At 66.9% G+C, this 18,579-nt stretch carries 14 protein-coding genes; 9 read left to right on the forward strand and 5 right to left on the reverse strand.

What is annotated here, in order from left to right:
- The first annotated feature begins 81 nt into the window (after window positions 1-81).
- The gene (locus C0481_RS08125) at window positions 82-987 is read left to right on the forward strand and encodes a flagellar motor protein MotB (protein ID WP_293402484.1); all 906 of its coding nucleotides are present in this window, start codon (window positions 82-84) and stop codon (window positions 985-987) included.
- Between the two features lie 88 nt (window positions 988-1,075).
- The gene (locus tag C0481_RS08130; protein WP_293402485.1) at window positions 1,076-1,840 is read left to right on the forward strand and encodes an arginyltransferase; all 765 of its coding nucleotides are present in this window, start codon (window positions 1,076-1,078) and stop codon (window positions 1,838-1,840) included.
- 23 nt (window positions 1,841-1,863) lie between these two features.
- Here the strand turns inward: C0481_RS08130 and C0481_RS08135 are convergent, their stop codons facing one another.
- A complete protein-coding gene (locus C0481_RS08135) occupies window positions 1,864-4,218 on the reverse strand; it encodes an arylsulfatase (protein WP_293402486.1) in 2,355 nt (784 codons plus the stop codon).
- A 195-nt stretch (window positions 4,219-4,413) separates the two neighbouring features.
- Between C0481_RS08135 and C0481_RS08140 the strand changes: the two genes are divergently transcribed.
- The 5 genes from C0481_RS08140 to C0481_RS08160 all read left to right on the forward strand — a co-directional run bounded on the left by C0481_RS08140 (window position 4,414) and on the right by C0481_RS08160 (window position 11,682).
- The gene (locus C0481_RS08140; RefSeq protein WP_363223313.1) at window positions 4,414-5,103 is read left to right on the forward strand and encodes a DnaA/Hda family protein; all 690 of its coding nucleotides are present in this window, start codon (window positions 4,414-4,416) and stop codon (window positions 5,101-5,103) included.
- Window positions 5,104-5,142: 39 nt separating this feature from the next.
- Window positions 5,143-7,362: an RNA degradosome polyphosphate kinase gene (locus C0481_RS08145; RefSeq protein WP_293402488.1), complete on the forward strand. Its 2,220-nt coding sequence runs from the start codon at window positions 5,143-5,145 to the stop codon at window positions 7,360-7,362.
- Window positions 7,343-8,878, forward strand: a complete 1,536-nt coding sequence (locus C0481_RS08150) for a Ppx/GppA phosphatase family protein (RefSeq protein WP_293402490.1) — start codon at window positions 7,343-7,345, stop codon at window positions 8,876-8,878. Before C0481_RS08145 ends, C0481_RS08150 begins: the two co-directional genes overlap by 20 nt.
- Window positions 8,879-8,969: 91 nt before the next feature.
- Complete coding sequence (locus tag C0481_RS08155; RefSeq protein ID WP_293402492.1) at window positions 8,970-10,340, forward strand: alkaline phosphatase; 1,371 nt, start codon at window positions 8,970-8,972, stop codon at window positions 10,338-10,340.
- 76 nt (window positions 10,341-10,416) lie between these two features.
- Window positions 10,417-11,682 (forward strand): serine hydrolase domain-containing protein, encoded by a 1,266-nt coding sequence (locus tag C0481_RS08160; RefSeq protein WP_293402494.1) that lies wholly within the window; start codon window positions 10,417-10,419, stop codon window positions 11,680-11,682.
- 380 nt (window positions 11,683-12,062) lie between these two features.
- Here C0481_RS08160 and C0481_RS08165 read toward each other — a convergent pair whose 3' ends face one another.
- A complete protein-coding gene (locus tag C0481_RS08165) occupies window positions 12,063-12,947 on the reverse strand; it encodes a LysR family transcriptional regulator (RefSeq protein ID WP_293402496.1) in 885 nt (294 codons plus the stop codon).
- 126 nt (window positions 12,948-13,073) lie between these two features.
- Between C0481_RS08165 and C0481_RS08170 the strand changes: the two genes are divergently transcribed.
- On the forward strand, window positions 13,074-14,237 hold the full coding sequence (locus C0481_RS08170; protein ID WP_293402498.1) for an MFS transporter: 1,164 nt from the start codon (window positions 13,074-13,076) through the stop codon (window positions 14,235-14,237).
- Between the two features lie 17 nt (window positions 14,238-14,254).
- Here C0481_RS08170 and rnd read toward each other — a convergent pair whose 3' ends face one another.
- Window positions 14,255-15,442: a ribonuclease D gene (gene rnd, locus C0481_RS08175; RefSeq protein WP_293402500.1), complete on the reverse strand. Its 1,188-nt coding sequence runs from the start codon at window positions 15,440-15,442 to the stop codon at window positions 14,255-14,257.
- 92 nt (window positions 15,443-15,534) lie between these two features.
- On the opposite strand from rnd, the gene purM reads away from it, so the two are divergent.
- A complete protein-coding gene (purM, locus tag C0481_RS08180) occupies window positions 15,535-16,560 on the forward strand; it encodes a phosphoribosylformylglycinamidine cyclo-ligase (RefSeq protein ID WP_293402503.1) in 1,026 nt (341 codons plus the stop codon).
- 18 nt (window positions 16,561-16,578) lie between these two features.
- Here the strand turns inward: purM and C0481_RS08185 are convergent, their stop codons facing one another.
- Both C0481_RS08185 and C0481_RS08190 read right to left on the reverse strand, forming a co-directional pair.
- On the reverse strand, window positions 16,579-17,358 hold the full coding sequence (locus C0481_RS08185) for an enoyl-CoA hydratase-related protein (RefSeq protein ID WP_293402505.1): 780 nt from the start codon (window positions 17,356-17,358) through the stop codon (window positions 16,579-16,581).
- A complete protein-coding gene (locus C0481_RS08190; protein ID WP_293402507.1) occupies window positions 17,355-18,575 on the reverse strand; it encodes a CoA transferase in 1,221 nt (406 codons plus the stop codon). Before C0481_RS08190 ends, C0481_RS08185 begins: the two co-directional genes overlap by 4 nt.
- Window positions 18,576-18,579: the final 4 nt, after the last annotated feature.

Below are 18,579 nucleotides of genomic sequence, written 5' to 3' on the forward strand. Positions count from 1 at the left end.
AACTTCCTTCTTAAGCTCAACGCCATCTTAACGGCCTCGCTCGCATTTTGCCGGAAATCAGGGCTTCCGAGGTAGAACACCATGGCGATGGGCGAAGCGCCTATCCTGATCAAGAAGGTCAAGAAAGGCCACGGGCACGCCCACCACGGCGGCGCCTGGAAGGTGGCCTATGCCGACTTCGTGACGGCGATGATGGCCTTCTTCCTCTTGATGTGGCTGATCAACACCACGAGCCCCGAGCAAAAGCGCGGCATCGCCGATTATTTTGCGCCAGCCAGCGTGTCGGAAAGCACATCCGGTTCCGGCGGCATTCTCGGCGGCACCGCCCTGGGCGACGACGGCGCCATGGCCGCCGGCTCGCAATCGATCGTCGAGGAAATGGCGCCTGAGTCGCGCAATCCCAACGACGGAACCCAGACCGACGCCGCCAAGGAGATGGCGCGCGAAGCCTCGACCGAGGCGCTGCGCGAAGCCGTTCTCCAGCGCGAGCAGGCCGCTTTCGCTTCGGCCGCCCAGTCGCTGCGCCAGGCGCTGCAGGACATGCCTGAGCTGGCCGAGCTCTCGAAGAACATCCTCATCGACGTGACGCCCGAGGGCCTGCGCATCCAGCTGGTCGATCAGGAAGGCCGCTCGATGTTCGCCAACGGTCGCACCGAGCCGAACGACCGCGCCAAGCTGCTGCTGCGCGCCGTGGCCCGGGTGATCAACCAACTTCCCAACCGGATAAGCGTTTCCGGACACACCAGCATGTCGCCAAACGGCGCCAAGGCCGATGGAGACTGGCAGCTTTCCGCCAGCCGGGCCGATGCGTCCCGCCGCGTCCTGCAGTCATCAGGCGTCGATCCCGACCGCGTCTATCAGGTTTCAGGCAAGGCCAATTCCGAACCGTTGTACCCTGACGATCCGACCCTGGCCGGCAACCGCCGCATCGCCATCGTGCTGCTGCGCGAGGCGCCGGTTCTGCCGCCGGATCATGGTCTGCAGTGAGGAGTTTGCATCGCTGACGCATGGGACCTTGCGCCCGAGCTTCCCATGACGCCTAATCGGTTCAGGCGCCCTGTTTTGAGAGCCGTCCGTGACGCAACACTTCCCGACGCGACAGCTCAGGTTCTTCCTGACCGCGCCAAGTCCGTGCCCCTACCTGCCGGACCGACACGAGCGGAAGGTCTTTGCACATCTGCCGCTGTCCGACGGGGCCACCGTCAATGACAGCCTGACCCAGGTCGGGTTCCGCCGCTCGCAGAACATCGCCTATCGCCCGGCTTGCGAAAGCTGCTCAGCCTGCGTGTCGGCGCGTATCCCAGCCCGTGACTATGAGTTCTCGCGCTCGGAGCGTCGCGTGCTGGGCCGCAACGAAGACCTGGAACGTCACCTGGTCGAGGCCGAGGCGACGATGGAGCAGTTCGACCTGCTCCGCCGCTACCTCACCACCCGACACGCCGATGGCGGCATGGCCGAGATGACCTGGCCCGACTATGTCGCCATGGTCGAGGACACTGCGGTCCGCACCCACATCATCGAGTACCGTCTGCGCTCGAAGGACGGCGGCCCTGGCGACCTGATCGCCTGCGCCCTCGTCGACCTGATGAACGACGGACTGAGCCTAGTCTATTCGTTCTACGACCCGGCGCTCGCTCGCCGGAGCCTTGGCTCGTTCGTGATCCTGGACCACGTGGTCCAGGCGCGGCTGACGCAGATCCCTTATGTCTATCTTGGCTACTGGGTCCGCGGCTCGGAGAAAATGGACTACAAGGTCCGCTTCTCGCCGATCGAGCTCCTGCGCCCAGAGGGCTGGTCGCTGATGTCGGCCCGCGACCGCGTTCGGCCGGCGGAAGTCTGAGCCCCCCGCCGGCGCACACGCGATTATTGCCGCGCCATCGCCACCTTCAGCCGTTCCTCAGGCGTCACCAGATGGTCGTGGTCGTCGCCGTTCTGGTCGAGCTGCACCCACTCGATCTGGCCGGTGAAGCTGTTGCCGGTGACGCCGTACTCGGGCGACGCCGGTGAGCCCGTGTCAGCGCCGACGTCGCAGGCCTCATCGGCTGAGTAGCCCATCGGCTGGGTCTTCTCGACACGCCCCTTGCCGGCCGGCTTGCCGTCATAGAACAGCGTGACGTCGCCGCCCTTGGCCAGCCCACCGCCATCGTACTTGAACTCCATCCGCACCTGGTGCGCGCCGGCCGACAGCGGAGCATCCGCGCCGACGATGAAGTACTCGATCCCGAAGAAGTTGACGCAGTACTTGAGCTTGCCGTCCTTGAAGTACAGCGACCAGCCCCCGGCTTCGCCGCCCTGGGTGATCACCACGCCGTTTGCGCCTCCTTCCGGAACCGTCAGCTGGGCGGTCACGGAGTAGGACTTGTTCTTGAGGGCCAGCACACACGACTCCGACACCCGCATGCCCGGGAACAGCAGCTGGCTGTCGCCCACAATCAGCTGCGGTCGGCCGGCTATGTCAGGATTGACCCGCTCGAAGCCTCGGTCGTCCATCGGCACCACGTTGTACTTGGTGGCCTCGATCAGCCACAGCCGCTGAAGCTCCAGGAGCTTCTTGGGCTCCTTGGCGACGATGTTGTTGGACTGGGTCCAGTCGTCGGGGCCGTAGAGTTCCCAGACGTCGTCGTCGAACGGCGGCGGCGCGTCGGCCTTCCAGGGCGTCCGGTGCCGGGTGCAGGCTGTCCAGCCGTTGTGGAAAATGCCCCGGTTGCCCATCATCTCGAAGTACTGGACGACGTGTGTCTCCTCGGCCTTCGGGTCGGTGAAGGTCGGAGACATGCTGACGCCCTCGAACGGGGCCTGGGCGATGCTGTTGACGATCGCCGGCTCGGGCAGACCGCAGACCTCAAGCACGGTCTTGGCGACATCGATCACGTGATGAAACTGGGAGCGGATCTCGCCCTTGGCCTTGATCATCCTCGGCCAATGAACGATCGCCCCGTTGCGGGTGCCGCCCCAGTGCGAGGCGATCTGCTTGGTCCACTGATAAGGCGCGCAGAGGGCGTGGGCCCAGCCGACAGCGTAGTGGTTGTAGGCCTTCGGCGTGCCGAAATCGTCGATCTTGCTGAGCAGGAACTCCGTGGTCTCAATGCCCGGCAGGCCGTTGAGCGTGCACATTTCGTTGAAGCAGCCGTTGATCGTGCCCTCCGCCGACGCGCCGTTGTCGCCGATGATCAGGTAGATCAGCGTATCGTCCATGATGCCGAGGTCATCGATTGCATCGAGCACTCGTCCGATCTCGTGGTCGGTCTGCTCCATGAAGCCAGCATAGATCTCCATCTGCTTGGCCAGGACCGGCTTGAGTTCGGCCGGCATGTCGTCCCAGGCGGGAATCTCGTCGTGGCGCTTGGTCAGCTGCGCATCCTGCGGGATCACGCCGAGCTTCTTCTGCCGCGCGACCGTCTCCTCGCGCAGCTTGTCCCAGCCGCCGTCGAACTTGCCCTTGTACTTGTCAGACCACGCCTTCGGCACATGGTGCGGGGCGTGGGTGGCGCCGGGGGCGTAGTAGACGAAGAACGGCTTGTCCGGCATCAGCACCTTTTGCTGACGGATCCAGGTGATCGCGCGGTCTGCAAGGTCCTCGTTGAGGGTGTAGCCCTCCTCCGGGGTCTTGGGCGGCTCGACCGCCTTGGTGCCTTCGTAGAGGCCGGGATAGTACTGGTTCGCCTCGCCGCCGACGAAGCCATAGAAGTGCTCGAAGCCCGATCCTGTCGGCCACTGCGTGAAGGGGCCCATCGGCGACACTTCCCAGATCGGCACCTCGTGGCACTTGCCGAACTGCGCCGTCGAGAAGCCGTTCAGCTTCAGAATTTCGGCCAGCGGCGCCTTGTTCTTGGGCCGCACGCCGCTGTTGCCCGGCGCCGAGGTGGCCATCTCGGTGATCGCGCCCATCCCGACCGAGTGATGGTTGCGGCCAGTCAGCAAAGCCTGGCGGGTCGGCGAGCAAAGCGCCGTCGTGTGGAACCGGTTGTACTTGAGGCCCCCAGCCGCCAGCCTCTCGAAGTTCGGCGTATGGCACGGCCCGCCGAACACCGATGAGGAGCCAAACCCAGCGTCGTCGACCAGGATGATCACCACGTTCGGCGCCTCCTTGGGCGGGCGCAGCGCCTTGATCGCTGGATACTTGGTGTTCGGATCCTTCGCGTCATAGGTCGTCAATCCGACGTGCTGCGCATCGGGAATGGGAAGGATCGTGCGCGACAGGGGCTGTTCGGCGGCCATGACGGAGCTCCATTGGGGTTTGCTCCATTTGACGGCCCCCTCGGGGTTCTATCCCTCAGGTTTCCACCTGAGCCCTTAGGGGGAAACCACCTGTGGCGCGGATTTCTCCCATGAAAACCGCAAGTCATCCCCAAGCCCAGCTTGCCGGCGCGGTGACCGGTCCGGTCCGACTTGGTAAATGAACAGCCTGTTTCAGTGGTCCGGACCTGGCGCATGACGCGGCAACTACGCCTGAAGCTGCGACGTCCTGTTTCGCACCGGCGCGAAGACTTCGTCGTCGGCCCTTCGAACGCCCAGGCCATTTCGGCCCTCGACGCCTGGCCGGCATGGCCGGGCGGCGCGCTGGCGCTGTTCGGGCCAGAGGGCAGCGGCAAGACGCACCTGGCGCGCGAATGGGCCCAGCGGGCCGGCGCGCTGATCATGGACCGCGTCATCCCCGACGTCGCCGCGGCCGCGGGTCGCCCTGTGCTGCTGGAAGACGTCGACCAGGGCGTCGACGACGAAGCGTTGTTCCACCTGATCAACATGGCCGGCCGCGAGGGCGCGGGCCTGCTGCTCACCGCGCGCGAGGCGCCGGCGGCGTGGCGCGCCGGGTTGCCGGACCTGCGCTCGCGCCTCAACGCCCTGCTCGTCGCCGAGATCGAGGAGCCGGACGATGAAGTGCTGGAGGGCGTTCTAAGAAAATTCTTCCGCGAGCGGAGCATTCGCCCGCCCAAGGAGGTTTATCCATATCTGCTGCGCCGCATGGAGCGGTCGATCCCATGCGCGCGTGAAATCGTGAAGCGGCTGGATGAAGCCGCTGACGATGAACAACGCCCCATTTCGCGCACGCTTGCGCGACAGATTCTTGAAGATGATACGGAGAATCTTGACCTTTTCGAGTGACGACTTGCGAGACCCGAACGGCTGGTCCAGAACCAGCCCATGTCTACGGAAGCGCCCTCGATGACCTATGCCGCCCCCGCGCCGCGGCCGGCCGACGCCGGCCCCCTGGCCCTCGACCCTGAGCTCTTCGGCTCCCCTGACCGCTTCTTCAATCGCGAACTCTCGTGGCTGGCCTTCAACGAGCGCGTGCTCGACGAGAGCAAAAACCCCCGACATCCGCTGCTCGAACGCCTGCGCTTTCTGTCGATTTCGGCCAACAACCTCGACGAATTCTACATGGTGCGCGTCGCCGGCCTGAAGGCCCAGGCCCGCGAAGGCGTGCGCGCCGTCAGCCAGGACGGCCTGACCGCTGCCGAGCAACTGGTGCGGGTCAACGCCGAGGCCGCCAACCTGATGGCCGACCAGCAGTCGCAATGGCGCCGGCTGCGCGAAGAGCTGGCTGGTGAAGGCCTGACGGTCGTCATGGCCGACGACGTCACGCCCGCTGAGAAGCAGGCGCTGGAAGGCATCTTCCTGTCACGTGTGTTCCCGGTGCTGACGCCGCTGGCCATCGACCCGGCGCATCCCTTCCCGTTCATTCCGAACCTGGCCTTCTCGATCGTGCTCAAACTGAAGGGCAAGTCGGACGGGCGCATGCTCTACGCATTGGTGCCGATCCCGGCGCAGGTCGCCCGGTTCTGGGAGCTTCCGGCCGCCACCAGCCGCCGGAAGCGGCCCGAGCGCCGGTCGATCAGCCTGGAGAGCCTGACCGCGCTCTTCCTGGACCACCTGTTTCCCGACAGCGAGGTCGAGGCCCTGGGTGTGATCCGGCTGATCCGCGACAGCGACGTGGAAATCGAGGAAGAGGCCGAAGACCTGGTCCGCGAGTTCGAGGTGCGTCTGAAGCAGCGTCGCCTGGGCTCGGTCGTGCGCGTCGAGATCGAGGCGACGATGCCTCAGGAACTGCGCAACTTCATCGTCGAGAACCTGCACGCCAAGGACGAGGACATCATCCTCATCGATGGCCTGTTGGGCCTAGACGAGCTGTCGCAGCTCATCCCGTCCAACCGGCCTGATCTGAAGTTCAAGCCGTTCGAGGCGCGCTTCCCCGAGCGGATCCGCGACTATGGCGGCGACTGCTTCGCGGCCATCCGGGCCAAGGACATCCTGGTCCACCACCCATTCGAGAGCTTCGACGTGGTGATCCAGTTCATCCGTCAGGCGGCTCGCGACCCCAACGTGCTGGCGATCAAGCAGACGCTTTATCGGACCTCCTCGGACAGTCCGATCGTCGCGGCCCTGATCGAGGCGGCCGAGAACGGCAAGAACGTCACCGCCCTGGTCGAGATCAAGGCGCGCTTCGACGAGGAAGCGAACCTGAAGTGGGCGCGCGATCTGGAACGCGCCGGCGTGCACGTCGTCTTCGGCTTCGTGGAGTACAAGACCCACGCGAAGCTCTCGATGGTCGTGCGCAAGGAAGGCGACCAGCTGCGCACCTACTGCCACTTCGGCACCGGCAACTACCACCCGGTTACCGCGCGCATTTACACCGACCTGTCGCTGTTCACCTGCGACCCGGCGCTCGGCCGCGACAGCGCCAAGGTGTTCAACTTCATCACCGGCTACGCCCGGCCTGAGCACCTGGAGAAGCTGTCACCCTCGCCGCTGACGATGAAGGCCGACTTGCTGACGTTCATCATGCGCGAGGTGCAGAACGCCCGTGACGGCAAGCCTGCCGGGATCTGGGCCAAGCTGAACTCTCTGGTCGATCCAGTAATCGTCGACGCCCTCTACGAAGCCAGCCAGGCCGGTGTTTCGATCGACCTGGTGATCCGCGGCATCTGTTGCCTGCGCCCCGGCGTGCCCGGCCTGTCTGAGAACATCCGCGTCAAGTCGATCGTCGGCCGCTTCCTGGAGCACGCCCGAATCGTCACCTTCGCCAACGGCGCGGCGATGCCCTCGGCCGAAAACCGGGTGTTCATCTCGTCGGCCGACTGGATGCCCCGCAACCTCGATCGGCGCGTGGAATGCCTGACGCCCGTCGAGAACCCGACGGTCCACCAACAGGTTCTGCAGCAGATCATGGTGGCCAATCTGAAGGATGAAGCGCAAAGCTGGACGCTCGACGCGGACGGCCGCTATACCCGGGACCCGTCGTGGGACCACCCGGGCGCTTTCTCCGCGCACGAGTACTTCATGACCAATCCCAGCCTGTCAGGCCGGGGGCAAAAGGTGAAGGACATGCCGCGCGCGATTGATCATGTGGCCCCGCGCGGATAGCCGGGCGTTTCAGGGCGACCCTGGGGCTAATGCGTTTCAGGATCCAAGTTCGCGCCAGACCGCCGTCATCGACGTCGGCTCCAATTCGGTGCGCCTGGTCATCTACCGACTTGAAGGACGAGCCATCTGGACCGTCTTCAACGAGAAGGCCTTGGCCGGCCTCGGCCGCGATTTGCCCGCCACCGGCCGGCTGTCGCCTGACGGTGTCGAGACGGCGATGGTCGCCCTGCGCCGGTTTCGCGCCGCCCTGAGCGGCTGGAACCGGGCCGACATCTTCGCTGTGGCGACCGCCGCGGTGCGCGAGGCTTCGGACGGGCCGGCGTTTCTGGCCCGGGTCGAGATGGAGACCGGCCTGCGGCTAAGGGTGATTTCCGGCTCAGAGGAGGCGCGCTACGCCGCGCTTGGCGTCGTCGCCGGCCAGCCGGACGCCGCCGGGGTCGTCGGCGACCTTGGCGGCTCGAGCCTCGAGCTCGTTCACCTGGATCCGGCCGCGCCGCGCGACGGGATCACCCTGCCGCTGGGCCCGTTCGCGCTCGGCGCGCCGCGCCCTCTCGAGGTCGACAAGGTCCGCAAGATCATCGACCAGCGCATCGACGGCGCCGGACTGGCTTTCCGGTCTCGAGAATTCCATGCCGTCGGCGGCGCCTGGCGGAACCTGGCGCTCCTCCACATGGAGATGGCCGACTACCCGCTCCGCGTCGCCCACCAGTACGAGATGAACCGCTCCGACGCAGTCGACGTCGCTCGCTTTGTCGCCCGGCAATCAAAGGGCAGCCTGGAGCGGATGCAAGGCCTGTCCAAGAAACGCTTCGATACCCTGCCCTATTCGGCCCTGGTGCTCGACGCCCTGATTGAGCGCCTGGGCATCGAACGCATCGTGATCTCGGCCTACGGCCTGCGCGAGGGGCTGCTACTCGAGGCCATGCCGCCCGAGGAAGCTGCACGCGACCCGCTAATCGAGGGCTGCGAGGCGTTGACCACGGTACGTGGACTGTCCGCGGACCTCGGCACGGCGCTTCACCAATGGCTGCAACCGGCCTTCGCCCAACTTGCGCCCGTGTTCGGTGCGCGGGAGCCGACCTTGATCGCTGCGGCCTGCCGCCTTGCCGACCTTGGCGCCCGACTACACCCCGACCATCGCGGTGAACTGGCTTTCGAACAGGTGTTGCGTGCGCCGATCGCCGGCATGAACCACCCCGAGCGAGCCTTCCTGGCCAGCGCCGCCTTCGCCCGGCACTCGTCGGCTCCCAGCACGCCAGATCCGCAAACCGTCGCCAAGGTGCTGTCGACGGAACGTCGCCAGCGGGCCCGCGCGCTCGGCTCGGCGATCCGGTTGGGCTGCGACCTCTCCGGACGCAACGCCAGCCTGCTGCCCCACTCGGCCCTGACCATCGACGGGGACCGGCTGGTGCTTTCGGCTCAGGAGGGCTGGGGCGACATGCTTTTGGGCGAGCAGACGACCAAACGCGCGCAGGCCCTCGCCCAGGCCTTGCGGCTGAAGCTCCAGGTCGGCTGAGGCGGACTGCAACCAAGCTGTCATCGGCGCGTCACGCCGCTGTAGCCAATCACCACCAAGAGGACGCCCAACAGTATGGAGGGCGTGAACCTTGGCGAACATCGGCGGCAAGTTGGCGGCGGGGCTCTGCGCCCTGGCCTTGGCGGCAGGACCGGCCTCGGCCGCCGAGCGGGCCAGGAACGTGATCCTGTTCATCGGCGATGGGATGGGCGTCTCGACCCTGACCGCGGCGCGGATCTATGACGGCCAAAAGCGCGGCGTCGACGGCGCCTCCAACGTGCTGTCCTTCGAGACGTTTCCCGACCTGGCGCTGGTTCGCACCTATTCGGCCGACAGCCTAGTCACGGATTCCGCCGCCGGGGCCTCGGCGCTACTGACTGGACGGCGCACGCTGAACGGAGCGCTCGGCGTCACCGACCAGATCAAGTTCGCCGACTGCGCGTCAGCCAAGGGGCAATCGGCCCCCACCCTGGCCGAGCAGGCCAAGCAGGCCGGGCTGGCGGTGGGCGTCGTCACGACCGCCGCGATCACCGACGCCACGCCGGCCTCGCTCTATGCACACACCCCGTCCCGGCGGTGGCAGGCGGACGCCGACCTGCCGCCGGAGGCCGTGGAAGCCGGCTGCATCGACATCGCCCGCCAGATGCTGGACGTTCCCAATGCGGCCCGGTTCGACGTCATGCTCGGCGGCGGCCAGGCGAACTTCGTGGCCGAGGACGGCAAGCGGATGGACGGCCGCGACCTGACGGCTGAGTGGCGGCAGGCAGGCGGCCTCTACGTGCAGACCGGAACCGAACTGGCCCAAGTCCCCAAGAACGGTGCTCCGTTGCTGGGCCTCTTCGCCCCGAACAACATGATGCGCGACACCGCCCGCCAAGCGACAGACACGGATGCGCCGACCCTGACGCAGATGACCACCCAGGCGATCGAGCGGCTGGCCGCAAACAGGAAGGGATACTTCCTGATGGTCGAGGGCGCCCTGATCGACAAGGCGCACCACGTCAGCCTGGCCGGCGAGGCCCTGAACGAGACCGTGGAGTTCGCCAAGGCGATCGCCGCGGCCGCAGCGATGACCGACCCGAAGGACACCCTGATCATCGTCACCGCCGACCACAGCCACGGCCTGACCATCAACGGCGGGGCGCGCGACTCCTCGATTCTCGGCGTCCTGCAAGGCAACGACGACGACCCGCCGGTGGCGCTCGACGGCCGCACGGTGCCGATCCTGATGTACGCGACCGGCCCTGGCGCCCCGGCCGCCGGCGAACCGCGCTCCGTGCCGAGCAAGAGCGACATCGACGACCCTGACCGCCTGACCTACGCCGCCGTGCCGTTGATGAGCGCCGCGCACACCGGCGAGGACGTCGCAGCCTATGCTCGCGGTCCCGGGGCCTCGAAGATCCGAGGCCTTATGGACCAGCCCGGCGTCAACCGCGTGATGCGCGAGGCGTTGGGTCTCTAGCTGCGCCGTCGCCACTAGCCACGCGGGCGTACCTCCCCCTAGAATTCGCACAACAAGAATCTCTGGGGGAACCGCCATGAGCATTACGCGCAAGGGCCTGCTCGTCGGGCTGCTGTCTTCGGCCGCCATCGTCGCCGGCCCCGCCTTCGCCGAGGTCAAGCTGGCGAACCCGGCCGAGGCAGGGATGTCCAAGGAGGGCCTGGCCGCCCTCGACAAGAGCTTCCACGGTCTGGTCGACGACGGGCGGCTGGCCGGCGTCACCACCCTGGTGGCGCGTCACGGGAAGGTGGTCCACTTCGACGCCTACGGCGTCCAGGATGTCGGCACTGCCGCGCCGATGAAGCGCGACACGATCTTCCGCATCGCCTCGATGACCAAGCCCGTGACCGGCGTGGCGATGATGATCCTCTTCGAAGAGGGCAAGTGGAAGCTGGACGACCCTGTCGCCAAGTACATCCCCGAGTTCGCCGACCTGAAGGTCAAAGGGCCGGATGGAACCCTGGTCGCCCAGACCCACCCGATGACCATGCGCGAACTGATGAGCCACACGGCGGGCTTCGACGTCTCCGGCGGATACGCCCCCGACGTCACCGACCGCAACCAGCCGCTGCAGGCGATGATCGACAAGCTGGCGAAGCTGCCGCTGGCGGTCCAGCCCGGCGCCGACTGGCGCTATGGGCCCAGCGTGAACATCCAGGGCTACATCGTCGAGAAGCTGTCGGGCCAACCGCTGGACGTCTTCTTCCAGCAACGCATCTTCGCGCCCCTGAAGATGACCGACACGGGCTTTGCGGTCCCGGCCGCCAGCGTTTCGCGGGTGGCCTCGATCCACAGCTACGACCCAGCCAAGAAGCTGATCGTGCCGCCGAACCCCGTTGATCCGTCGGTGAAGCCGGCGCTGCTGTCCGGCTCGGGCGGCCTACTGTCGACGACCGAGGACTACTGGCGGTTCTCACAGATGCTGTTGAATGACGGCGAACTCGACGGCGCGCGCATCCTGAAGCCGGAAACCGTCAAGCTGATGCGCAAGAACGTCCTGAAGGACGGTGTGCTGGTCGACCTCTACGGTCCCAGCATGCAGGGCGTCGGCTTCGGCATGGACTTCGCCGTCATCCTCGATCCGGGCAAGGCCGAAACCCCGCAGGGCCAGGACAGCTACTACTGGGGCGGCGCGTTTGGGACGTGGTTCTGGATCGACCCGACCAACGACCTGGTCTTCGTCGGCATGATCCAGAACCTGAACGGCTCGATCCCTGGCCGCGACACGCCAGAGGTCCGCTCGATCTCGTATCCGCTGGTCTATGGCGCGCTGACCGACACGGCCAAGCAGGACGCCCAATAGCAAGAAGGCGGCGCAGCGGTTTCCCGTCGCGTCGCCTTCTCATTCCAGGCCCGGAGGCCTGAAGGTCTGAGGTCTTCGACGTCCTTGGCGGGCGAGATTTCTCTGGTCGGCCATTTTCGTCGTCGTGACCCTTTGATCTGCTGCTTCGGGTCGCCCCTTGGCGGCGTCTCTTGGAGCCTTCCGCTCGCTTTTCGCTCCGGTCTCCCGGTTCGCTGCGCCGCGTTTCCTTTCGACAAGTCGAGCCTCGCGCCGATCCGGCCATCGCGCAAGCGCGGCCATGGGCAAATATATCCGCGTTCGGTGGAAAAGCGGTGCGCAAAGCTGTCGGCGAACCGCGATACGCCAAGCGCTGCTTGCTGTCGAAGTTATCCACAGCTTCGTCAAGGCAATGTGGGTAGGCGGATGTTCGCCGCCAGAAAGTCAATGAATGCGCGGACCCGGGCGGGCAATCGGCCGCCCTGGCCGACGAACACCGCGTGCGCCTCCAAGATGTCGCCCGGATTGAACGCCTCCAGCACCGGGACCAGACGTCCGGCACGGATGTCCTCGGCCGCAGCGAAGACGCTCATGCGCGCCAGGCCTGCGCCGGCCAAGGCCAGCCGGCGCAGGCTTGCCCCGTCCCCGACCTGAACGCCGCCACTCCCCGGCAGATAGACCACCTCGCCATCGGGACCGACGAACGGCCAGTTCCGGACGCTGCGGGTGAAGGTGAAGTCGAGCTGATGATGCCTGGCCAAGTCCTGCAGCCCTGTCGGAACGCCCCGTCGGGCGAGGTACTCCGGTGAGCCAACGACGACGGCCCGGCTCTGGCCGAGCTTGCGCGCCGTCAGGTTCGACGAACGCAGGGGCCCCATCCGGATGGCGACGTCGGCTCTTTCCTCCAGTAGATCAACGACCTGGTCAGTCAGCACAATGTCCAGCGTCACGTCCGGGTGCTGGTCGAGAAAGGCCGGCACCAAGGGCAGTACGAACTGGCCGCCGAGGTCGACGACGCTGTTGACCCGAACCCGGCCGCGCGGCGCAGCGCCGGCCAGCACCTCGCGCTCGGCCTCCTCGATGTCAGCCAGCACGCGAACGCTGCGGGCGAAGAACGCCTCGCCTTCCGGTGTCAGCTGCAAGCGGCGAGTCGAGCGATTCAGGAGCCGCGCGCCCAGCCGCGCTTCCAGCCTCGAGACGAGCTTACTCACCGCCGAAGGGGTCAACTTAAGCGCCCGCGCGGCCGCCGAAAGCCCGCCCGTCTCCACCACGCGGACGAAGACCTCCATTTCGGTCGAGCGGTTGACGTCCGAGCGTGACATTGATCTCAACTCACAAGTGATGTTCCCAGAGACAATCTACTTCACAGATCGAAAGAGCTCCATCTAGCGCCGATCGCTGCTTGGAGAACTCCGTTGCCTATCGCCCTTTATGCTCTGACCGCCGGCGCCTTCGGCATCGGCGTCACCGAGTTCGTCATCATGGGCCTGCTGCTGCAGGTGTCCGGCGACCTCGGCGTCTCGATCTCCGCCGCCGGCCTGCTGATCACCGGCTACGCGCTCGGCGTGTTCGCCGGCGCGCCGCTGCTGACCATCGCCACTCGCCGTCTGCCGCGGAAGACGACGCTGATCGCGCTGATGATCATCTTCACGCTCGGCAACCTCGCCTGCGCCCTGGCGCCGAACTATACGACCCTGATGATCGCGCGGGTGATCACCGCCCTCGCCCACGGCACGTTCTTCGGGGTCGGCTCGGTGGTCGCGGCCGGATTGGTCGCTCCCGACAAGCGGGCTTCGGCCATCGCCCTGATGTTCACCGGCCTGACCGCCGCTACCCTGGTGGGCGTGCCGTTCGGCGCTTGGCTGGGCGAGAGCTTCGGCTGGCGTTCGACCTTCTGGGCGGTCGCGGCGATCGGGGTCTTCGCTGCGGCGGTGCTGACCGCCTTCGTGCCCCGCGCCGAGCAGCCGGTCGAGACTGGCGCGCTGTCCGCAGAACTGGCGGTGCTGCGCCGCCCGCAGGTGCTGCTGGGCCTGCTGATGACCGTGCTGGGGTTCGGCGGGGTGTTCGCGGTCTTCACCTACATCCAGCCGATCCTGACCCAGATAACCGGCTTCTCGATCGCCGCCGTCTCGCCGATCCTACTGGTGTTTGGCGGCGGCCTGGTGGCCGGCAACTTCCTCGGCGGCAAGGCGGCCGACCGCGCGCTCAACCCGGCGCTGATCGGCACGCTGACCACCCTGACGGTGGTCATGCTTGCCATGACCTTCGCGCTTGAAAGCAGGATCGCGGCGATCGTGTTCACCGGACTGCTAGGCGCGGCGGCCTTTGCGACGGTCGCGCCGCTGCAACTGCGGTTGATGGAGGCGGCCGGCGGGGCGGGCCAGACCCTGGCGTCCAGTCTGAACATCGCCGCGTTCAACCTGGGCAACGCAGTCGGCGCATGGCTCGGCGGCGCGGTGATCGATCATGGCCCGGGCCTGGGCGCGGTGACCTGGGTCGGCGCGCTCATGCCCGCGGCGGCGCTACTGACGGCCGTGCTCAGCCAGCGGCTGGCGAGCCGAGCGGCGCTCGCCAGCTAAGGCCGTGCGGCGGAGGTCTACTCCGCCGCTTCGGTCGCCTTGGTCTTGGGCGCGCGGCGCACCTCGACGACCCGGACGCGGGCGCCGTCCAGGACCAGGGCCAGTTCACCCCGCTTCAGACGCAGGGCGTCTTCGCCGAACGCCTCGCGCCGCCAGCCGGTCAGGGCCTGGGTCTTGGCGTTGTCGTCATTGGCGATCTGCTCGAGGTCCGAGACCGTGGCGATTAGTTTCGACGCCACACCAGCGTCTTCCGAACGCGCCTTGAGCAGCACCTTCAGGAGCTCGACCACGGCGCCGGCGGCCGGCGACGGCTGGTGCTTGGTCTTTTCGATCACCGGCGCGTAGGCCTCCGGATCCTTCAGGGCCTCACGCACGGCGGCCAGCAGATCCGGTCCGAACCGCGAGCCCGAGAAGCCCTTCGGCACCGAGCGCAGGCGGTCGAGGCCGTCGGCGTCGGTCGGCGCCTGGGTGGCGATCTCGTCGATGGCGTCGTCCTTGAGGATCCGGCCACGCGGCTGGTCGCGCTGTTGGGCCGTGCGCTCGCGCCAGGCGGCCACAGCCTTGAAGACCGCCAGATACTTGGCCGTGTGCCGACGCGGACGCAGCCGCTTCCAGGCGTTTTCCGGGCTGACGTCGTACATCGCGGGATCGGTCAGCCCCTGCATCTCGTCGACGACCCAGGCCAGGCGGCCGTCCTTTTCCAGCCGGGCGCGCAGCATCGGATAGAGCTTGGCCAAGTGCGTCACATCGCCCACGGCGTAGACCAGCTGGGCGTCGGTCAGTGGCCGGCGCGCCCAATCGGTGAAGCGCGAGGACTTGTCGATCTCGATCTTCAGCATCTGGCGGACCAGAGCGTCATAGGCGATCTGTTCGCCGAACCCGGCGGCCATGCCGGCCACCTGGGTGTCGAACAGCGGCGTCGGCATCGCATTGAGGTTGTTGAAGATTTCAACATCCTGACGGGCAGCATGGAAGACCTTCTCGATCTTCGGATTGCGCAGGATCTCCAGGAATGGCTCGAGGTCGATGCCGTCGGCCAGCGGGTCGATCACAGCCTCGGCGTTCGGCGCAGCCGCCTGGATAAGGCACAGCTTGGGCCAATAGGTCGTCTCGCGCATGAACTCGGTGTCCACGGCGACGAAAGGCTGGTCTTTGATCTTGTCGCAGAACGCCTGGAGGTCGGCGGTAGTTGTAATCGGCGTCATCAAGTAGCTATACGCTCGCGCAGGGCCGAGTCTGCAAGCGCCCGATGCGCGCAGCGGCCAATTTCTAGTCGTCCTAGCACCAAAGGCGTCCCATGACCGACCGGCCCAATGGCCTCACCTACGCCCAGGCCGGCGTCGACATCGATGCCGGAAACGCCCTGATAGAGCGTATCAAGCCTCTGGCCAAGGCGACGCGTCGTCCCGGCGCTGATGCGGCGCTCGGCGGCTTCGGCGCGCTGTTCGATCTCAAGGCCGCCGGCTACGAGGATCCGCTGCTGGTCACGACGACCGACGGCGTCGGCACCAAGCTGAAGATCGCTATCGACACCGATCAGCACGACACGGTCGGAATCGACCTCGTGGCCATGTGCGTCAACGACCTGCTGGCCCAGGGCGCCGAGCCGCTGATGTTCCTCGACTACTTCGCCACTGGAAAGCTCGACGTCGACGCGGCCGCGCGCGTGGTGGCGGGCATCGCCGAAGGCTGTACCCAGGCCGGGGCGGCTCTGGTCGGCGGCGAGACCGCCGAAATGCCCGACATGTACTCGGAAGGCGACTACGACCTGGCCGGCTTCTGCGTCGGCGCGGTCGATCGTGGCGCCGTGCTGCCCAAGCTCGACGCCCAGCAGCCCGGCGACATCCTGATCGGAATCGGCTCGTCGGGGCCGCACTCAAACGGCTATTCGCTTGTCCGGCGGATCGTCGAGCGCTCGGGCCTGGCCTGGGACGCTCCTGCGCCGTTCGAGGACGGCAAGACCCTGGCTCAGGCGCTGATGGCGCCGACCCGGATCTACATCAAGAGCGTGCTGCCCCAGATCAAGAAGGGCCGCATCAAGGGCTGCGCCCACATCACCGGCGGCGGCCTGATCGAGAACCCGCCGCGCGCAATCGCCGAGGGCCTGGTTCCGAAGTTCGACTGGAACGCCTGGACGATGCCGCCCGTGTTCCAATGGCTTGCCGAGGTCGGCGGCGTCGCCGAGCACGAGATGCGCCGCACCTTCAACTGCGGCGTCGGCCTGATCCTGATCGTCGATCCGCACGACCTGCCGGACGTGCTCGACGGCCTGCTGCATGCGGGCGAAGACGCCTTCGTCTGCGGCGAGCTCGCCGCCGCCTAAGCCGAGATCAAGGGGGAGCTACTCCCCCTTGAACACCGCCGTCCGCTTTTGATTGAAGGCCGCTACGCCCTCGCGGCGGTCCTTGGTCTTGAACAGACGGTTGTACTCGACCAGCTCGAGCGCCATGGCCTTGCCCAGCGGCAGCGCCGCGCCGCCGCGCACGACCTTCTTCAGCGCCCTCACCGAAAGCGGCGCCTTTCCGGCGATGACCCGTGCGCGTTCGAGCACCTGCGGCATGAGCTCGTCGGGCGGGGTCACGTGGTTGACCAGACCAAAGTCCAGCGCCTGCGCCGCATCGATCGGCAGCCCCGACATCAGCAGCTCGGAGGCGCGGCGCTCACCGGCGGCGCGGACGATGTACTGGGTGCCGCCCAGGCCGGGGATGATCCCCAGGCCGACTTCCGGCAGGCCAAGCCGCGCCGTCTGCGAAGCCCAGGCGAAGTCGCACGCCAAAGCCATTTCGCAGCCGCCGCCCATGGCCGCGCCGTTCACAGCCGCGATGACCGGGAACGGACAGGCCAGCTGAGCGCGGATCATCGCCTCGAACATGACGTGTTGATCCGACCAGGCCTGGTCGCTCATGCCGTCGCGTTCCTTGAGGTCCGCGCCCGCGCAGAAGAACCGGCCCGCCCCTGTGAGCACCGTCACCCGAACCGAGGGATCCTTGGCCAGCGTCGTCCACAGCGCCAGCAGCTCCTCGCCCATGGCGGTGTTGAGGGCGTTGGCGGCGTCGGGTCGGCTGAGCGTGACGACCTTGACCCCCGGCGAAGGCTCGCTGACCTCGATCGTGCTGCTCATCGTCCCTCCGGGCCGGCCACGACGCCGGCGTCATGCAATCTGGCGATCTCGCCGTCCGAAAGCCTCAGCACTTGCGCCAAGACCTCGTCGGTGTGCTGGCCGAGGCGGGCGGCGCCGCGGGCGGGATGGCGCTCGTCCTGCGGAATAGTCCCGGCGAAGCCGGCCGTCGGATAGGTCCGACCGCTCGGATGGGCGGCATCGGCGAATATCGGGTTTCCCTTGATCAGGCGCGGATCTTCCGCCGCCGCGCTCATCGGCTGATACGGTCCCCAGCAGACGCCCTCCTTGTCAAAGGACGGCTTCAGCTCGGCGAGCGTCTTGCGGGCAAACGCGGCCTCGAAGAGCGGAAACAGCCGCTCGCGATGATCGAAGCGAAGTCCCTCATCGGCGGCGAAGCTGACGCCCAGTTCGACCTCCAGAGCCGCGACCGGCGCCTCGATCTCGAGGACCTGGGTCAGCCCCTTCCACTGGCGAGGCGTGATCGCCACCAGCATGATCCGCTGTCCGCCCTTGAGCAGAAAGTCGCGGCCGAAGGCGCCGAACAGGTCATTGCCCATCCGCTGGCGATCCTGACCGCCCAGGCTTTCAGCCAGGTAGCCGAGATTGGCCATGGTCGTGCCGGCGATGTCCGACAGCGGAATACGGATCTCGCGCCCCTTGCCGTCTCGTTGGCGGGCATGAAGCGCCGAGACCAGGGCGAACGCCGCAAAGGCGCCGGTCAGCAGGTCCCAGGCTGGCAGCACGTTGTTCACGGGCCGCGGCTCCTCGGGGAAGCCGTTCAGCATCGGCACGCCGACCGCGCTGTTGACCGTGTAGTCCACCGCCGGGCCGCCGTCGGCCCACCCCATGACGCGGGCGCAGATCAAATCCGGCCGCAGAGCGCTGAGCTTCTCATAGGAAAGGAAGCCTTCGACCGGGAAGTTGGTGACGAAGACGCCCCCCTCGTCGCCCGGCGCCGCCGCCAGCCGCGCGGCAAGCTCGCGACCCTCAGGCCGCGACAGATCGATGGCGATCGATTTCTTGGCCTTGTTCAGCCCTTCCCAGTAGAGGCTCTCGCCGCCCTCGCTGATCGGCCAACGCCGAAAGTCGGGGCCGCCGCCGATGTTGTCGAAGCGGATCACCTCGGCGCCGAGCTGCGCCAGATAGAGACCGCAGGTCGGGCCGGCCACGAAAGCCGAGCCCTCGACCACGCGCAGGCCTTTCAGAAGGTCATACATCCCC

Origin of the sequence: Phenylobacterium sp. (assembly GCF_013822795.1) — a bacterium.
Taxonomy (GTDB): domain Bacteria; phylum Pseudomonadota; class Alphaproteobacteria; order Caulobacterales; family Caulobacteraceae; genus Phenylobacterium.

Coding starts and splice junctions, on each gene's coding strand:
- C0481_RS08125 (WP_293402484.1), top strand. CDS start 82: ATGGCGATGGGCGAAGCGCCTATCCTGATCAAGAAGGTCAAGAAAGGC.
- C0481_RS08135 (WP_293402486.1), bottom strand. CDS start 4,218: ATGGCCGCCGAACAGCCCCTGTCGCGCACGATCCTTCCCATTCCCGAT.
- C0481_RS08145 (WP_293402488.1), top strand. CDS start 5,143: ATGTCTACGGAAGCGCCCTCGATGACCTATGCCGCCCCCGCGCCGCGG.
- C0481_RS08150 (WP_293402490.1), top strand. CDS start 7,343: ATGTGGCCCCGCGCGGATAGCCGGGCGTTTCAGGGCGACCCTGGGGCT.
- C0481_RS08160 (WP_293402494.1), top strand. CDS start 10,417: ATGAGCATTACGCGCAAGGGCCTGCTCGTCGGGCTGCTGTCTTCGGCC.
- C0481_RS08165 (WP_293402496.1), bottom strand. CDS start 12,947: ATGGAGGTCTTCGTCCGCGTGGTGGAGACGGGCGGGCTTTCGGCGGCC.
- rnd (WP_293402500.1), bottom strand. CDS start 15,442: ATGACGCCGATTACAACTACCGCCGACCTCCAGGCGTTCTGCGACAAG.
- purM (WP_293402503.1), top strand. CDS start 15,535: ATGACCGACCGGCCCAATGGCCTCACCTACGCCCAGGCCGGCGTCGAC.
- C0481_RS08185 (WP_293402505.1), bottom strand. CDS start 17,358: ATGAGCAGCACGATCGAGGTCAGCGAGCCTTCGCCGGGGGTCAAGGTC.
- C0481_RS08190 (WP_293402507.1), bottom strand. CDS start 18,575: ATGTATGACCTTCTGAAAGGCCTGCGCGTGGTCGAGGGCTCGGCTTTC.